The sequence below is a fragment of the Candidatus Desulfofervidus auxilii genome (assembly GCF_001577525.1).
Lineage (GTDB): Bacteria > Desulfobacterota > Desulfofervidia > Desulfofervidales > Desulfofervidaceae > Desulfofervidus > Desulfofervidus auxilii.
On record NZ_CP013015.1, the window covers coordinates 1,280,862 to 1,295,592 of the forward strand.

A 14,731-nucleotide genomic window follows, 5' to 3' on the forward strand; every position below is an offset into this window, starting at 1 on the left:
CAATGCCTCAATTCCAATATACTCAGGGCGACCGTACCATTGTTCCACCAGGAACAAAACAGATACCTGTTTATATTATGGGCAAGCGCTATAAGGTCCCTGAAGGTCTAACTATTATGAAGGCCCTAGAGTATGTGGGCTATCGTTATATAAGGGGGTGTGGCTGTCGGGCAGGCGTTTGTGGTGCTTGCGTAACGGTCTTCCGTTTGGCAGGTGATTACCGTCTCCATTTTGGCCTGGCGTGCCAGACTACTGTCCAGCCTGAGATGTATTTAACTCAAATTCCCTTTGTGCCGGCCAACAAGGCGACTTATGATATTAATCGGCTGAAACCAGATGTCTACACCATTGAAAAGTTATATCCAGAGACATTTCGTTGCTTGTCCTGTAATACTTGCACCAAGGCTTGTCCTATGGAAATTCCAGTCATGGATTATATTCAGGCGTTGGTTAAAGGGGACATAAAAACTTGTGCTGAATTATCTCATAGTTGCATTATGTGTGGGATGTGCAGTTTACGCTGTCCGGCAGAAATTCAGCATTTTCATGTAGCCATGCTAGCCAGGCGATTGTATGCCAGACACCTTATGCCTAAGGCCAAGCATTTAGAAAAGAGGGTGAAACAAATAAAGGAGAAAAAATTTGATTGGATGTTAGAAGAATTAATGAATTTATCTGAGGCGGAAATGAAAAAGCGCTATGCAGAAAGAGAATGGGAACCAGAACCCTATGACCCCAATTGGCAACCAAAAGAAACAAAATATTTGATTATTGAAGATTGAGGAGAAGACTATGTCAAAATCTGGTTATCCAGAAAGCTTACAGGAGAGTCTGGCTAAAGTGAGGGAGACCAGGAGTAAGCGAATCAAATTGGCCAAGAAACAGAGGTATTATGATAGGCTTTCCCCTAATGAATATCAAAAAGTTTTGCATAAATACCATCCTGATTATGCACCTGAAGGTAGAAAAGTGCTTAAAGTAGGGCCTAATAAAGGTGATTTATTACAAAAAGAATTAAGTGATATTTTGCAGGGACAACCTTGGATTGTTCCTGATGCCTTTGATAAAAGACTAAAATCACCTGATTTAAACACCGATGTATTAATCATTGGTGGAGGAGGGGCAGGGAGTGCGGCTGCCTTGTTGGCCTCAGAGCAAGGAGTAAATGTGACAGTGGCTACCAAATTAAGACATGGTGATGCCAATACCATGATGGCTGAGGGCGGAATACAGGCAGCAGACTTACCTTATGATTCACCTTATTACCACTTTCTAGATGCCTTTGGGGGAGGACATTTTACCAATGATAAAAATCTATTGCGAGCCTTAGTTTTAGATGCTCCCTTGGTTATTCAATGGCTAGAAACATTAGGAGTAATGTTTGATAAAGAGACTGATGGCACCATGAAGGAATTGAAGGGAGGCGGTCTCTGTCGTCGGCGAATGCACTCTTCAAAGGATATGATAGGCATGGAGATCATGCGGGTATTAAGAGATGAAGTCCAAAATAAAGTGGATAAAATAAAAATCTTAGAATTTTGTCCGGCAGTAGAGCTTTTATTAGACGAAACTGGAACCATTGGAGGAGCAATTCTATATAACTTAGATAATCAAGAATTTATAGTAGTTAAGGCTAAGGCAGTCATTCTGGCTACTGGTGGCTATGGTCGTTTACACTTACACGGTTTTGCTACTACCAATCACTATGGGGCTACCGGAGATGGTTTAGTATTGGGTTATCGCTTGGGTATTCCTTTACGCAATTTAAAATATGCCCAATTTCATCCTACAGGTGCTGTCTTTCCAGAACAAAGTGCAGGTATGCTAATTACCGAAAAAGTGAGGACTTTGGGAGCTGAACCGGTTAATTGTGATGGTGAAAGGTTTTGCCATCCGTTGGAACCTAGAGACGTGGAATCTGCCTTAATTATACGGGAGTGTGTAGAGAGGGGTAAAGGAGTAGTTACTCCTACAGGAAGAGTAGGAGTATGGCTTGATTCTCCCATGATTGATATGATTTGGGGTGAAGGCACGGTAGAGAAGGTATTAGCGAGCAAATATCTACAATTTAAAAGATATGGCATTGATATTTCTCAAGAACCCATGCTTATTTTTCCTACTTTACATTATCAAAATGGCGGTCTGTCCATTAATGAATGGGGAGAGACCATTATCCCTGGGCTATTTGCTGCTGGTGAAGTAAGTGGGGGAGTGCATGGGGATAATCGGTTGATGGGAAATTCCCTTTTAGATATAAATGTATTTGGTAGACGGGCAGGAGCAAAGGCAGCAGTATTTGCAAAAAAAAGGAAAAGAATGAAAGCTTTAACCTTAAGACATCTTGAGGAGTATTTAAAAGCATTAAAAATGGCCAAGATAAAACCTCAAATAAAATCTCCTATTATATTACCTGATTATAGAAATCAAGAAGCAAAGGCAAAAATGCTAGGTTAGAAAGGAAAATTTAGCATGCCAGAAAGAAGCGGTGATTGGTTGAAACAAGCAGAAAGAGCTTTAGAAGTGGCTAAAAAGGCAAATGAATTTGAGAGCGGTGCGCCTTTGGATTTCTATGGCAGAACAAGCTATAGCCATTGCAGAGGCAATAATTGAATTCTGTAAAGATATTATCCAATAGAGAAGAGGTATTTGATTTTTTAAAGAGATATAAAGCATTTTTAAAACAAGCTAAAAGGTTTTTATGAGAGGAGGAATATGAAAATCCATGAATATCAAGCAAAAGAGATCTTTAAAAAATTCTCTATTCCTATTCCTGAAGGCAGATTGGCCAATACAGTAGATGAAGTAAAACAGGCTGTCAATGAGTTGGGATTGCCAATTGTGATCAAGGCTCAAATTCAAGCAGGTGGAAGAGGGAAAGCAGGTGGAGTAAGGCTGGCTAAAACCTTAGAAGAGGCAGAAAATATTGCCCAAGGATTATTAGGTAAAACTCTAGTTACCCATCAAACAGGCCCTCAGGGGAAAATAGTCCGCAAGGTCTTGATAGAAAAGGCTAGTGATATTAAACAAGAATTTTATATAGGTTTGACCATTGATAGAACGAAAAATAGGCCTGTAATGATGGTCAGTCCTGCCGGGGGAATGGAGATAGAAGAATTGGCAAGAGAAAAGCCAGAATTAATTTTTAAAGAGGCCATTGACCCATTTTTAGGGCTGTTGCCTTATCAAGCCAGGGCATTGAGTTTTAAAGCCGGCCTACCAGATTTAAGGCAAGCAGTAAAATTACTCCTCTCTTTATATAAATTGTTTGTTAATTATGACTGCTCCTTGGCAGAGATCAATCCCTTGGCTCTGACTTCAGAGGGACAATTATTGGCCATAGATGCCAAGTTAAACTTTGATGATAGTGGGCTTTATCGCCACCCTGACATAAAAGAGATGCTTGACCCATATGAACTTGACCCTCTGGAATACGAGGCCATGAAACACCATTTAAACTATGTCCGATTGGATGGTAATGTAGGCATCATGGTTAATGGTGCGGGTTTGGCCATGGCTACCATGGATGTTATCAAACTTTATGGGGCAAAACCAGCCAATTTTTTAGACGTAGGTGGGGGGGCAAATGTAGAGATGATTACCCAAGGATTAAAAATATTGCTCTCAGACCCCAATGTGAATCTAATTTTTATCAATATCTTTGGTGGTATCTTACGGTGTGATGTGTTGGCCCAAGGGGTTATTCAGGCGGCTAAGGAGGCCGAAATAAATATACCTATATTAGTAAGACTTGAAGGCACCAATGTAGAGATAGGGAGAAAGATGCTGGCGGAATCAGGCCTAAACTTTGTGGTGGCAAAAGACATTAGTGATGCTGGTAAAAAGATTGGAGAGATTTTGGGAAGGAGTTAATTATGGCCATTTTAGTGAGTGAAAATACACGGGTACTAGTCCAGGGTATTACTGGTAAAGAGGGCGCCTTTCATACCAAGCAGATGCTTGCCTATGGCACAAAAATAGTAGCAGGAGTGACTCCAGGGAAAGGAGGACAGAAATTAGAAGATATACCGGTATTTAATACCGTGGAAGAAGCCGTAAAGAAAACCGAAGCCAATGCCTCAGTTATTTTTGTGCCTGCTGCCTTTGCCTGTGATGCTATCTATGAGGCGATTTCAGCAGGGATAAAGCTAATTGTTTGTATTACTGAAGGCATCCCCACTTTAGACATGTTAAAAGTAAAACGTTTTTTAGAAGAACACCCTGAAGTAGTAGTGATTGGACCAAATTGTCCTGGATTAATCTCACCCCCCTTTAAGTGTAAATTAGGTATCATGCCTGGGCAGGTTCACACTCCAGGTCCTATTGGAGTTATTTCTAGGAGTGGCACTCTTACTTATGAAATAGACTATCAATTGACTTTGGCCGGTTTAGGGCAAACTACCTGTATTGGTATTGGTGGTGATGCTATTCCTGGTAGTAATTTTATTGATTTACTAAAGCAATTTAATGAAGATGAAGAGACAAAGGGTGTAGTTATAGTGGGTGAGATTGGGGGCACAGCCGAGGAGGAAGCAGCCATTTATATCAAAGAGGAATTTAAAAAACCAGTAATTGCCTTTATTGCTGGACGTACCGCTCCTCCTGGAAAACGCATGGGGCATGCGGGAGCCATTATTTCAGGAGGAGAAGGAACGGCTGAGAGCAAGATAGCTGCCTTAAAAGCAGCAGGAATTATGGTAGCTGAAGATTTGGGTAGATTAGGAGAGACAGTGAAGGAAGTGATGAAATTATAAGGGGTGTTTTTGATAAAACTTCTTACGCCACTTCCATACTATTACACTGAAACCACCTCCGATCATAGCCCCTACCAGCACATCTAAAGGAAAATGAACCCCAAGATAAATGCGAGATATGCCAACCAAACAAGCAAGCATCAAAAAAATAAATGCTGCTCTTCTAAAAATAAGGGATAAATAAGTGGCTACGGCAAAGGCAACTTGAGTATGTCCAGATGGGAAGGAATTTGCCTTTAAAGCACTTCCCAGCACATTAATATATAATTGGCCATTCTGGATTAAAGGTGCAAACTCTGCCAGAGGCCGAGGACGTGCTATTAAGGATTTAATCAAGACTACAGTGAGGCCACTTAACAGAGTAGCTAGCATCATCCAAGGCCAGTGGTATTTGAAGATACCCCGATCATAAAACCACAGTCCCAGTCCTGTAATAAAGGCAAGTATCCAGCCATTACCTAGCCAAGTGATGAGCCAAAAAAAATGGTCAAGACAAGGGGAATTCAAACTATGATTGAGCCACAAAAATAGATTTTTGTCTAAAGTGATGATGCTATTCATGTGCGAATCTTTAAGTTTTTTAAAAGTTTGTCCGTAAAATCCAGGATGAAATTTAGTTGAGATGGATTGGCGTATTTTACACATTCACAACGCAGCCTTTGACGGCTGCGAATTAGCCATTCTACTCGGAAATAACTTCTACCTACTTCTATGGCAAAATAAAAAGGTTGGCAACTTTTGTGAGCGCTTTGGGTTTCATCCCAAAGTTCTTCAGGCAAACTTATCCAGTAAATTCCACTCAATGGAGCAGTTTCAGCATGGGTAGCCAAATAGTGCTTTATCTTTTTAATATCCGAGGGGCTGATTTCATCAAATAGCAATTGCCGCATAATTTATCCAATATTTTTTATCTCTAATCCTACCTCAATAAGGCGACGAAAGCGTTGGTTTGCCAAATAGGGTAAGGCAGCCTTTAAATTGGCCAGGACACTTCCCTTATCAGGTAAAACTATTGTCTCTAAATCTGTTTCCAATGGGGGTATTTCTTGAGCAATAGCGATTATTTGTTTCACTTCCAAAAGTTCCAATTTCTCTAAAATTAAATTATTTATGCCCTTTAAACAAACAATAGAAGGGTTAATGCCTGTGGGGAAAATCAAGCTTTGAAACTCAAAAAAGTCTTTAATATCAGGCAATAAAAAGGCCAAACCACAATCACTAAAACTATAGGTTGCTTGTTTTAGACCAAAGACCGCTAGCGGTTCTTCAGGGAGAAATATATTCCAACCCTTTTTAAGTTCATAGAGAGCAATATTGAATAAATTGCCTTGTTCATCAAAACAAGGAAAAAGAAAGGTATCAATTAAGGCATCCTTTATACCTTCTTGGGATTCAGAGAGTAAACCTAAAGAAAGGCATTCTTTTTTTAAAATTGGGTATTTTTCTAAGCTTTCCGCGTAATATTTAACAAATGGACTATTTGGTGAGCAATAACCAATCTTAAATTTTCTTATATCTAGTTGCTCGATTTTCCATTTAGCCAAAAATTCCCATTGGGATAAATAATCTTGTTTATTTTTATAAAGTAAGTCATGATAAAGATTAACCGCCATGTTCAAAAGCTTAAGCCTCTTTTGCTCCATTTTTAGTTTCCAAAGCAAGATTGATTAATTCCTCCACTAAAGTAGAAAAAGACATTCCCATAGCCTTTGCGGCTAAAGGAAAAATACTTGTTTCAGTCATGCCTGGAATGGTATTGGTCTCAAGTATATAGATATCTTCCCCTTTTAAAATCATATCAGTGCGACTATAACCCTTACATCCCAAGACTTTATGTGCCAATAAGGCACATTGTTGGGCCTTTTCTGTAAGGTGAGAGGGTAAAGGTGCTGGGCAGATTTCCTTTGTGGCTCCAGGGGTATATTTAGCTTGATAATCAAAAAAATGGTGGTTCCCTTGGGGTAGTATTTCTACAATAGGTAAGGCTATCAATTCTTTATTTCCCAAAACCCCTCCAGTAATTTCTCTACCTGCAATATACTTTTCTACCAACACTTGATGGCTATGTTTAAAGGCCCGCTCAATAGCAGGTTGCAGTTCATTTTTTGTTTTTACCAAATTTAGGGCTATACTTGAACCCCCATCAGCAGGTTTAACTACCAAAGGTAATCCTAATTTAGCGATAATTTGCTCAGAACTATATTCTTTACCCTGTTCTAGCACTATATCTTCTCCTACCTTCAATCCTGCCAGACGAAAAATCTTTTTGGCCATAATCTTGTTCATTGCCAAAGCGCTGGCCAGCACTCCTGAACATTGATAAGGAATTCCTAATAAATCTAACAGACCCTGAATAGTTCCATCTTCTCCATATCTTCCGTGAAGCATGACCAGAGCCACATCAATGTTAGGGGCATCATTGACTAATTTAGCTAAATCAAAGGCCGGGTCATAGATACTTACTTCATATTTTTCTTTGTCCAAAGCGGTTTTCACATAAGCACCACTTTTCAGCGAAACTTCTCTTTCGCTAGATTTTCCACCACATAACAAAGCTATCCGTAAGCGTTTCATAGATTATTAATAAACTCCGGCCCAAAGGATAAATAAGAAAAAATTAAGGATTCTAACCTTTTACTGCGTTTATAAAGTTGTTTGAGGTATCTATATTTTTCCTCTGTTTGACCATAGCGTTTAAATAAGTCTTCAAATCTTTCTTCCACTGAAACAATAATATCATGTTTAACTCGTTTATCAGCATAATTGACAATAGTCTTCTCATCTATGCTTAATTCTTCAGGCAAATCTACATGGGAACGAACAATATCTGCCACCTCATAATAACCCAACCTTTCTAACCACTCAGCCCCTTTTATTGTATGCTGCACACCAGGGTGTTCAATACTGTAAGTTTTAGCTATATCATGGAGTAAGGCCCCAGCCTCTACTAAATCCAAATTTAAGGCCATTTTTTGTTTTTTTAACTCTTTGGCTAAAAACATAGCTATTCGCGCTACTTGTTTAGAATGAATAATAATATGGGGATAAACTTCATATTTTTTCAGTAAATATAGACATTCTTTTGGTGAAGGAATAGTTATTTGTTTTGTTTCAATACCTGTTTCAGCCCTTCCAATATTCCTTTCCACTATTTTTCTTTACCAGCTTATTTAAAGGAATGCAAGGTGGTATTTAACTCTGAACAGGGCTACGTCAAAGTCAGGCCATAAGTAATTTAACAAAAAGAACAAACGTTTAAATATGGTCTAAAAAATCCAAATTTCAAAATCCAAATGCCAAATGAAATCCAAATGCCAAAAATAGTTTTAAGTATTAATAAGTTTTAAGCAAAATGGGCTGCATATTTGTTATTAACTTATTTATTCTGGGCATGGAATAAAGGTTAATGTGCCTGAATTATAGTCCAGATCTATTTCCCCACTAGCTCTGTCATAGTATATAGACAAACCTTCGTGGTTGCCATTCAGTGTTGCTAGTTCAAGAATGCAAAGACCCATCCATGAGCATATTCCATATTCGCCACTACTGACGTTAGTAATTGTTATATAAACCTTATCTCCAACTATTTCTGCATTCCCATGCACAACCCCTATTTCTCCTTCATCCCCAGTCCATATACCATTTAAAAGAAAATGCCCATTCCCCATATCAGTGACCGCAAGTTTAGTGATACCTCCCTCTTCGTCCTGCCAGCAAAACTCTCCAAGATAATTACCTGCATAAGCGTCTGAAATGGCAATCCCAAGCATTAAGAAAAAAATCATAACTAAACTTACTGCTGCGAACTTAAAAAACCTCATTTTACCTCCTTTTTAAATATATTTTGCAACCCACTTTGCCTAGTTTTTTATTTTTCCTTTGTTATTTGTCATTTTAATGATTATGTCATGTCAGTAAGGAGTGAAATTTGGGGTGAAATTTGGGGTCAAACCTACAAAATACATTTAATTGCCCTCTAACTTAGCTAGAATAGACTCTTACAAAATTATTATGAAAGTGTCAATTTTTTTCAAAAACTACCAACCATTAACAACTAACCAAAACAACTACCCACTAATTTATGCTGATTATGTAGTGCTGGATCTAAAGAGGCAGTGGTTTGTAAATGAATGGGTTGCAATAGGTGGAAGGATGGTCAGTGCCATGACCCCGTCTTTTCCCAAGAATTTCTAACAGGACTTTCCCAGAATTTTTAAAAGCTTTCCGAAAAGAAAGGTAAGCTACCCCAAACAGGGATAACTTTAAAAGAAAACTCATAAATGGAGTAAAATAAAGCAATTTTTAAAGGTTGCGGTCAAAAAACTGACCACAACCATACAAATATTTTATTTAGGGCTGGGGCTGTCAAGGAGTGCTCGCCCGCCTGCCTGCGGTCGGGCAGGACATTATACTGCCTAAGAAAGAAAAAGATAGATTGATTAAGGGGTTTCATTGACAGAGATTATTAGGGATGGTAATGTGGCTTTTAGGGAGTAGAAGAATTATATAGTTATGCGGAATAAATTAGTATGAGCGGTATAAATTTGAATGGAAATTGGAAAGCTGATTGGGCAATTGAATTACATACAATTAGTAGTATTCCTCTTGGCGGTGGTGTGTTTGATACGACCTATACAGAAACTGGAGAATCTTTAAATAAACTAAAATATCATAATGATTTTTCCCAAATTTCAATATTAGCACAAAAGGCTGTGGAATTCTTGAAAACAAGACTTGTAACACCTTATTTAAATGTGATCTTACCCGTGCCTCCTTCAAATATTGACAGAGCTAGACAACCAGTTTATGAGATAGCTATAGAAATAGGTAAGTCATTAAATATTTTTGTAGATTTTGATTATTTGTATAAAAAGAAAAAAACAGAACAATTAAAGGATATTACTGATCCAATTGAGCGAGAGGAGATTTTAAAAAATTCATTTGGGGTAAAAGATTTACGCTATAAAGATAGCAAAGTACTTCTTTTCGATGACTTATACAGGTCTGGAGCAACATTAAGAGAAATAACGAAAGTATTATATGAAAATGGTAGAGTTCAAAACGTATATGTGTTAACTTTGACAAAAACGAGAACAAGAAGATGAATGAAAAGGTTTTTATCTCGGGATCAATTTCAATAAAAAGACTCCCAAAAGAAGTTTTAAAATCTATAGATAAAATTATTGCAAAAAATTTTAAAATACTGATAGGTGATGCTAACGGCGTTGACAAACTTGTTCAGAATTACTGTTTAAAAAAACAATATTTTAACGTTACAGTTTACTCTATTTTTGAAAAACCAAGAAATAGAGCAAGTGAGAAATATGGTTTTAAAAAGATTTCTGTTGATGCTGCTTTGAAAAAAGAGATTGATAAGCAGAAACAAAAAGATAAGGCTATGACACAAGATTGTACCTATTGTTTAATAATTTGGGATGGAAAAAGTAAAGGAAGTTATAGCAATATTTTAAGAGCAATAGAATTAAATAAAAAAGCTAAAGTTTATCTCACACAGAAGAATAAATTTTTAGAACCTTATAAAATTAACAAGAATGAAATTGAATATATATTTAGAAAAAATAATGGTTATATAGCTTCAGAAGTAATCAAATATCTAAATAAGAATGTATCTGATTATTTTAAAAATAGTCGTGATTTGTATAAATATTTGCTCAAAAAATCATTAATAAAAAAGGAAAATAATACTTATATACCAGCAGATGCTAATTCAAAAATGTTTATTGTAGAAAAATATAAAGGTAAACCTAAAGGTGTAAAATTCAGTAATGAATTTATCGATTGGATTGAGAATGAACTAAAATTGATTTCGAGAAAAGAAAGCAATTTTCAACTAACTTTTTTTGAAAAGAACGCATAACAAAGCGCTTCACCTGACCGCTATTCCTCTGGCGCTCCATAGCGGCAGGTGAGCTTTGTCGTTAGGCTATATATTACACTTTAGGTAGCTTAAACGGAAATGAACTACAAGCAAAAGTTCATCTTGGAGTATTTTAAAGCCCTGCGAGAGGATATTATCGTCAGGATTCAGAAGAATACAACCTTATGGTCTCTCAAGATTACGGCAGCAGCGTTTATATTCGCTTACTTGGGTAAAGCTGGCATAGAAGATAAGGGGATTTCAGTCCTTCTTATGTCCATGGTTCCGTGGATAGCAATTATTTTTGATTTTTTGATTGTGGATAATTTATTGGGAATTCATAATATTGCGAATTTCATCAAACATCGTATTGAGTTAACGCCACAGAATTCTCGCGTAGAAGGTATTATGAATGAAGAATTCTGGGAATATTCGTGTGGACAGAAAGAAGGAAGCCGAACTCTTGACCGACGGCATAGAGTAGCAATAGTACTCTTTGCTTTAGTTTGTTCATTAATACCAGCAGTAATATATTTGCATTTAACCATGAAGGGGACTAAATTTCCTTTCTTGCTGAGTTATTTCCTAATTGTAAATCCTGCCTTGGTCCTGGTTGTGGAGTGGCTTTTATGTCGATGGTTTAAAAATAGAATATCTTGTGTCGAAAAAGAGATATTGGAAACATTACAGAAGCATCAAATATCATAGAGAATATCATACAGTCATAGAGGAGTCACACATGTCAGGTCTACACATTTCACAAAAACAATAAAAAACAATTTCCTAACAAAGCAAATGCAGCCGACAGCTTACCGCTGCGGCTGATTTGCGGCGTTATGTGATAAAATAAAAAATAGTGAGGTGATTATGAAAACAGCCAAAGAAGCAGTTAAAACATTACTGGAGAGATTACCAGATAAGTGTACAATTGAGGATATTCAATATCATTTATATGTTATTGAGAAAGTTCAAAGAGGCATCGAGCGTGCAGAAAAAGAAGGAGCGATAGAGCAGGAAGAAGTTGAAAAGAGATTGAGCAAATGGGTTTTAAAGTAATATGGTCACCTGAGGCTGTAGAAGACCTTGATGCGCATCGTTGGCAGCAGGTTAGCTTAGGCGTTAGGCGTATAAAAATAAATAAAAAACGAGGTTGAAAATGAGCACATTAGATTTGAAGGCCTTAGAGAAACTCGATAAAGCCGACGACCAGGAAAAAATCACGGAGGAATAGGGGTCGCGTGTTTGCATTTGATATTCAGCTAATTCCTTCTTCTATTTTCTTTGTTATTTTCTTGGGCATTTCTGATATCTCTTTGTCATCATTTGCCTTTTTCTCAAATCTCTTTGCCTCTACAGATATGCTTGTATAATCCATATTAAACAGTTCTCCTATCTCTTTTAAAGTTATTACGGATTTTTGGTGAAGAAACTGCTTGATAGCATATATAGTGTGTGTTAAATATAAATTCTTTTATTAAAGAACACAATAAAAAGGCAGGGTTTAAGAAAAATGACAGATTTCATGTTTTACAAATTGAGATTAATGCGAAGCACCGTTTTTGACCTTCTTTCTGCTGTCCCCACTAAGGAAATGGCTATTGAAGATATTATTGCCTATCTTCATTCTCATCCTAACGATAAGTTTATGCATAAGTATTTAATAATTCGGTTGGGAGAATTTGGTAAAGATGGGCTTGACCAATTAATAGAGAAAGCCAAAAAAAGAGAAGATTTTTTATTATTAGCATCCCTTTACCAGACATGTATTTCCTACCCTAAATTTTATAATTTGAGAAAGAAATTTGACGATATAGATTTACAGACATTAGCTGATTATACACCCCTGATTTATATAAGATGGTCTTTAGATGGGAATTTAGAAGCTCGCTGTTTCTGGATGGATGTGTTTGCTAAGAATAAATACTTACACAGGAAATTGCCATTGTTAGAGGATATTGAATTCCCTATTCCATTTAATTTGGAAAACCTTATGAAAAATGAAAAAGTGGTTCATATAGAAGATATATATTCAGGTTCAGAAGATAAATCCTTTAATACAGGCACAGCCATGAGGAGGGTAGAACCAAGAGAGACTATAGATAGGCTTTTGAAAAATCCTACCATCCAGGACTTATTGCTTCCTGACGAAGTGAAGCTTACCTGTTCTATTAGCCCTTATGCCTTTATAAGAGGTTGGAAAATGGAGATAGGTGTATCTGTGGGTAGAAATAATTGGAATGCCCATGGTGTAGTCTCAGAATATGGAAAGGGTCTAACAGAGGAACAGGCAAGGGCCTCTACTTTAATGGAGATTGTAGAAAGATATTCGGCCATAGGAAACTTTTTTGATGGCCAATCTATAGGATACAAGGAAGAATTTAGTTTAATTAAAGCCAGCTATAGTGAAATGAGTGATAGGGGATACAATGTGTTAGACCCAAACAAAATGAATCTTGAAGTTCCTTATCAAGACCAAGAATTATATTGGGTGATGGCTGAGGAAGTAAATAAAAAAGGTAGTCATCAAATTTATATACCAGCTCAATTTGTTTTTCTTATCTCTTCTGGAAATTTTGATGAAATTGACCTTTACAGTCAAGGCACCTCAACAAATGGTCTGGCTTCAGGGAATACTATAGAAGAAGCTAAACTTACTGCCTTATTAGAATACATAGAAAGAGATTCAGAAAAGATAACACTTTTTTCCCCAGATAGGTGTTTCTTGCTCCAAGCAGAAGGCACGGTTACAGGCGAAATCCTGAATACCTGGGAGAAAAAAGGTGTTCATATATATTTTTTAGACTTAACATCTGAATTTGGAGTCCCCTGTTACAAGGCATTTTTTATTCACAAAAGAGGAGGCATTTCTAGGGGTTGGGGTGCACATCTGGATGGCAGAATTGCCATAAACAGGGCATTATGTGAGCTAACATCCAGCCAGTTTTGTTATGGCAATTATTCTACCATATCTTTGGCTGAAGAGATTCAAAGGACAATAAGATATGAAGAACTTCCCAATTATTCCTCAGGAAATGTAGATAAAGATTTATGGATGTTGGAAAAATTGTTAATAACCAATGGTTTCAATCCCATATATGTCAATTTAACAAGAAAAGATTTAGACATACCTGTAATAAGAGTGGTAATACCTGGACTGGAAATGTTACCTGATTTAGATAGATACTCTAATTTTAATGAAAGATTATTTAGGAACTATTTAGAAATTATTAAATAGAAATTAGAACCGATATAATGATAAAGGTAAAGAATAAAATTTTAATACCTCTCCAGCTAAATCAATAACCTCCATACAGGTGTCAATGAGTTCACTATCACTAGTGGCAATTAAACCATAAAATTTTAAAAAATTTTCTGGCACAGGCACAGCCTGAGCCTGACCCTTGATACCATAAGATTCTGACATTCTCTGGGTCTCATTTGCCAATTTGCCACTATGCGAAAGCGGTGCATCAAAATACCAATCTACTTGCAAAGGATTATAAAGGATTAATATCTCAAATATTAAATTCAAAGCCTGTTTGGTAGCCGATGTAGGACGATAGTTAGCTGAAACACCAGAAATATCTCTTATAAAACCATCATCTGTAAAAACCAATGGTTTACCTTTTAAGGCGCTTTCTATAGTAATTAATACATTATGCCCATCTATTCCTAACAAGGCTTGCCTTAATCGCCAAAGTCCCTGTCTTTTTTTTCGCCTATTTTTTGCTTTTTTATAGCTACATACCCCTCGTTTAAGCAGATGCATTTGTTGAGTAGAGAGCTGAAATCGTTTACCGATTAAATCCAATGCCTGCATAGGTGCATATCCTCTTTCCAATAAAAAACGGAAGTCCTCAATTACCTGGAGGGGAATAGTAAAAATTTTATTTCTCTTTTTTAAATACAAGTCACATATTGACTTCATTGTTTTGTTCTATAACTAAGGCCATAGATAGCAATAATATGGCTGTGATGCAAAAGTCTGTCAAGTATGGCAAAGGCATATCTTAAGATTATTTTTTAATGATTGGGGAATGTCCAGATATTTCCCATCCTTGACAAACCTTCCAATAAGTTTTAAAAATATAAAGAATGATGG

18 protein-coding genes are annotated in these 14,731 nt (G+C 36.8%); 10 read left to right on the forward strand and 8 right to left on the reverse strand.

What is annotated here, in order from left to right; all coding sequences use genetic code 11:
- Positions 1-2 precede the first annotated feature (2 nt).
- The 5 genes from HS1_RS06410 to sucD all read left to right on the forward strand — a co-directional run bounded on the left by HS1_RS06410 (position 3) and on the right by sucD (position 4,751).
- Positions 3-782: a 4Fe-4S dicluster domain-containing protein gene (locus HS1_RS06410; protein WP_066062546.1), complete on the forward strand. Its 780-nt coding sequence runs from the start codon at positions 3-5 to the stop codon at positions 780-782.
- 10 nt (positions 783-792) lie between these two features.
- Positions 793-2,454 carry an FAD-binding protein gene (locus HS1_RS06415; protein WP_066062549.1) on the forward strand — a complete coding sequence of 554 codons (1,662 nt, stop codon included), beginning with the start codon at positions 793-795 and terminating at the stop codon, positions 2,452-2,454.
- Between the two features lie 15 nt (positions 2,455-2,469).
- Complete coding sequence (locus HS1_RS13150) at positions 2,470-2,610, forward strand: hypothetical protein (RefSeq protein WP_156469412.1); 141 nt, start codon at positions 2,470-2,472, stop codon at positions 2,608-2,610.
- A gap of 102 nt (positions 2,611-2,712) precedes the next feature.
- Entirely contained in the window at positions 2,713-3,870 is a 1,158-nt protein-coding gene (sucC, locus tag HS1_RS06420) for an ADP-forming succinate--CoA ligase subunit beta (protein ID WP_066062552.1), read from the forward strand.
- A gap of 2 nt (positions 3,871-3,872) precedes the next feature.
- Positions 3,873-4,751 (forward strand): succinate--CoA ligase subunit alpha, encoded by an 879-nt coding sequence (sucD, locus tag HS1_RS06425; protein WP_066062555.1) that lies wholly within the window; start codon positions 3,873-3,875, stop codon positions 4,749-4,751.
- Here sucD and HS1_RS06430 read toward each other — a convergent pair.
- From HS1_RS06430 to HS1_RS06455, 6 genes are all read right to left on the reverse strand, one after another.
- Positions 4,746-5,312: a phosphatase PAP2 family protein gene (locus HS1_RS06430; RefSeq protein WP_066062558.1), complete on the reverse strand. Its 567-nt coding sequence runs from the start codon at positions 5,310-5,312 to the stop codon at positions 4,746-4,748. The genes sucD and HS1_RS06430 overlap by 6 nt on opposite strands.
- Positions 5,309-5,641 carry a hypothetical protein gene (locus HS1_RS13410; RefSeq protein WP_066062560.1) on the reverse strand — a complete coding sequence of 111 codons (333 nt, stop codon included), beginning with the start codon at positions 5,639-5,641 and terminating at the stop codon, positions 5,309-5,311. The genes HS1_RS06430 and HS1_RS13410 overlap by 4 nt, the downstream gene beginning before the upstream one ends.
- Before the next feature lie 3 nt (positions 5,642-5,644).
- Complete coding sequence (locus HS1_RS06440) at positions 5,645-6,394, reverse strand: hypothetical protein (RefSeq protein WP_066062562.1); 750 nt, start codon at positions 6,392-6,394, stop codon at positions 5,645-5,647.
- Positions 6,375-7,325 (reverse strand): D-alanine--D-alanine ligase family protein, encoded by a 951-nt coding sequence (locus HS1_RS06445; RefSeq protein ID WP_066062565.1) that lies wholly within the window; start codon positions 7,323-7,325, stop codon positions 6,375-6,377. Before HS1_RS06445 ends, HS1_RS06440 begins: the two co-directional genes overlap by 20 nt.
- Positions 7,322-7,900, reverse strand: a complete 579-nt coding sequence (locus HS1_RS06450; protein WP_066062568.1) for an HD domain-containing protein — start codon at positions 7,898-7,900, stop codon at positions 7,322-7,324. Before HS1_RS06450 ends, HS1_RS06445 begins: the two co-directional genes overlap by 4 nt.
- Before the next feature lie 231 nt (positions 7,901-8,131).
- A complete protein-coding gene (locus HS1_RS06455; RefSeq protein WP_066062571.1) occupies positions 8,132-8,572 on the reverse strand; it encodes a hypothetical protein in 441 nt (146 codons plus the stop codon).
- A gap of 708 nt (positions 8,573-9,280) precedes the next feature.
- Between HS1_RS06455 and HS1_RS06460 the strand changes: the two genes are divergently transcribed.
- From HS1_RS06460 to HS1_RS06480, 5 genes are all read left to right on the forward strand, one after another.
- Positions 9,281-9,856, forward strand: a complete 576-nt coding sequence (locus HS1_RS06460; protein ID WP_066062574.1) for a ComF family protein — start codon at positions 9,281-9,283, stop codon at positions 9,854-9,856.
- The gene (locus HS1_RS06465) at positions 9,853-10,629 is read left to right on the forward strand and encodes a hypothetical protein (protein ID WP_066062576.1); all 777 of its coding nucleotides are present in this window, start codon (positions 9,853-9,855) and stop codon (positions 10,627-10,629) included. The genes HS1_RS06460 and HS1_RS06465 overlap by 4 nt, the downstream gene beginning before the upstream one ends.
- A gap of 99 nt (positions 10,630-10,728) precedes the next feature.
- A complete protein-coding gene (locus HS1_RS06470; RefSeq protein WP_066062579.1) occupies positions 10,729-11,337 on the forward strand; it encodes a hypothetical protein in 609 nt (202 codons plus the stop codon).
- A 159-nt stretch (positions 11,338-11,496) separates the two neighbouring features.
- Complete coding sequence (locus HS1_RS06475; RefSeq protein ID WP_066062582.1) at positions 11,497-11,685, forward strand: hypothetical protein; 189 nt, start codon at positions 11,497-11,499, stop codon at positions 11,683-11,685.
- Positions 11,686-12,151: 466 nt separating this feature from the next.
- Positions 12,152-13,864, forward strand: coding sequence for a YcaO-like family protein (locus tag HS1_RS06480; protein WP_216638257.1), 1,713 nt, complete (start codon positions 12,152-12,154; stop codon positions 13,862-13,864).
- A 3-nt stretch (positions 13,865-13,867) separates the two neighbouring features.
- On the opposite strand, the gene HS1_RS06485 is transcribed toward HS1_RS06480, so the two are convergent.
- Positions 13,868-14,557, reverse strand: a complete 690-nt coding sequence (locus HS1_RS06485) for a DUF434 domain-containing protein (protein WP_082757685.1) — start codon at positions 14,555-14,557, stop codon at positions 13,868-13,870.
- Entirely contained in the window at positions 14,554-14,610 is a 57-nt protein-coding gene (locus tag HS1_RS14005; protein WP_245670053.1) for a hypothetical protein, read from the reverse strand. The genes HS1_RS06485 and HS1_RS14005 overlap by 4 nt, the downstream gene beginning before the upstream one ends.
- Between the last annotated feature and the right edge of the window lie 121 nt (positions 14,611-14,731).

Coding starts and splice junctions, on each gene's coding strand:
- HS1_RS06415 (WP_066062549.1), top strand. CDS start 793: ATGTCAAAATCTGGTTATCCAGAAAGCTTACAGGAGAGTCTGGCTAAA.
- HS1_RS06475 (WP_066062582.1), top strand. CDS start 11,497: ATGAAAACAGCCAAAGAAGCAGTTAAAACATTACTGGAGAGATTACCA.
- HS1_RS06460 (WP_066062574.1), top strand. CDS start 9,281: ATGAGCGGTATAAATTTGAATGGAAATTGGAAAGCTGATTGGGCAATT.
- sucC (WP_066062552.1), top strand. CDS start 2,713: ATGAAAATCCATGAATATCAAGCAAAAGAGATCTTTAAAAAATTCTCT.
- HS1_RS06470 (WP_066062579.1), top strand. CDS start 10,729: ATGAACTACAAGCAAAAGTTCATCTTGGAGTATTTTAAAGCCCTGCGA.
- HS1_RS06465 (WP_066062576.1), top strand. CDS start 9,853: ATGAATGAAAAGGTTTTTATCTCGGGATCAATTTCAATAAAAAGACTC.
- HS1_RS13410 (WP_066062560.1), bottom strand. CDS start 5,641: ATGCGGCAATTGCTATTTGATGAAATCAGCCCCTCGGATATTAAAAAG.
- HS1_RS06455 (WP_066062571.1), bottom strand. CDS start 8,572: ATGAGGTTTTTTAAGTTCGCAGCAGTAAGTTTAGTTATGATTTTTTTC.
- HS1_RS06485 (WP_082757685.1), bottom strand. CDS start 14,557: ATGAAGTCAATATGTGACTTGTATTTAAAAAAGAGAAATAAAATTTTT.
- HS1_RS13150 (WP_156469412.1), top strand. CDS start 2,470: ATGCCAGAAAGAAGCGGTGATTGGTTGAAACAAGCAGAAAGAGCTTTA.
- sucD (WP_066062555.1), top strand. CDS start 3,873: ATGGCCATTTTAGTGAGTGAAAATACACGGGTACTAGTCCAGGGTATT.
- HS1_RS06440 (WP_066062562.1), bottom strand. CDS start 6,394: ATGGAGCAAAAGAGGCTTAAGCTTTTGAACATGGCGGTTAATCTTTAT.
- HS1_RS06445 (WP_066062565.1), bottom strand. CDS start 7,325: ATGAAACGCTTACGGATAGCTTTGTTATGTGGTGGAAAATCTAGCGAA.
- HS1_RS06410 (WP_066062546.1), top strand. CDS start 3: ATGCCTCAATTCCAATATACTCAGGGCGACCGTACCATTGTTCCACCA.
- HS1_RS06480 (WP_216638257.1), top strand. CDS start 12,152: ATGTTTTACAAATTGAGATTAATGCGAAGCACCGTTTTTGACCTTCTT.
- HS1_RS06430 (WP_066062558.1), bottom strand. CDS start 5,312: ATGAATAGCATCATCACTTTAGACAAAAATCTATTTTTGTGGCTCAAT.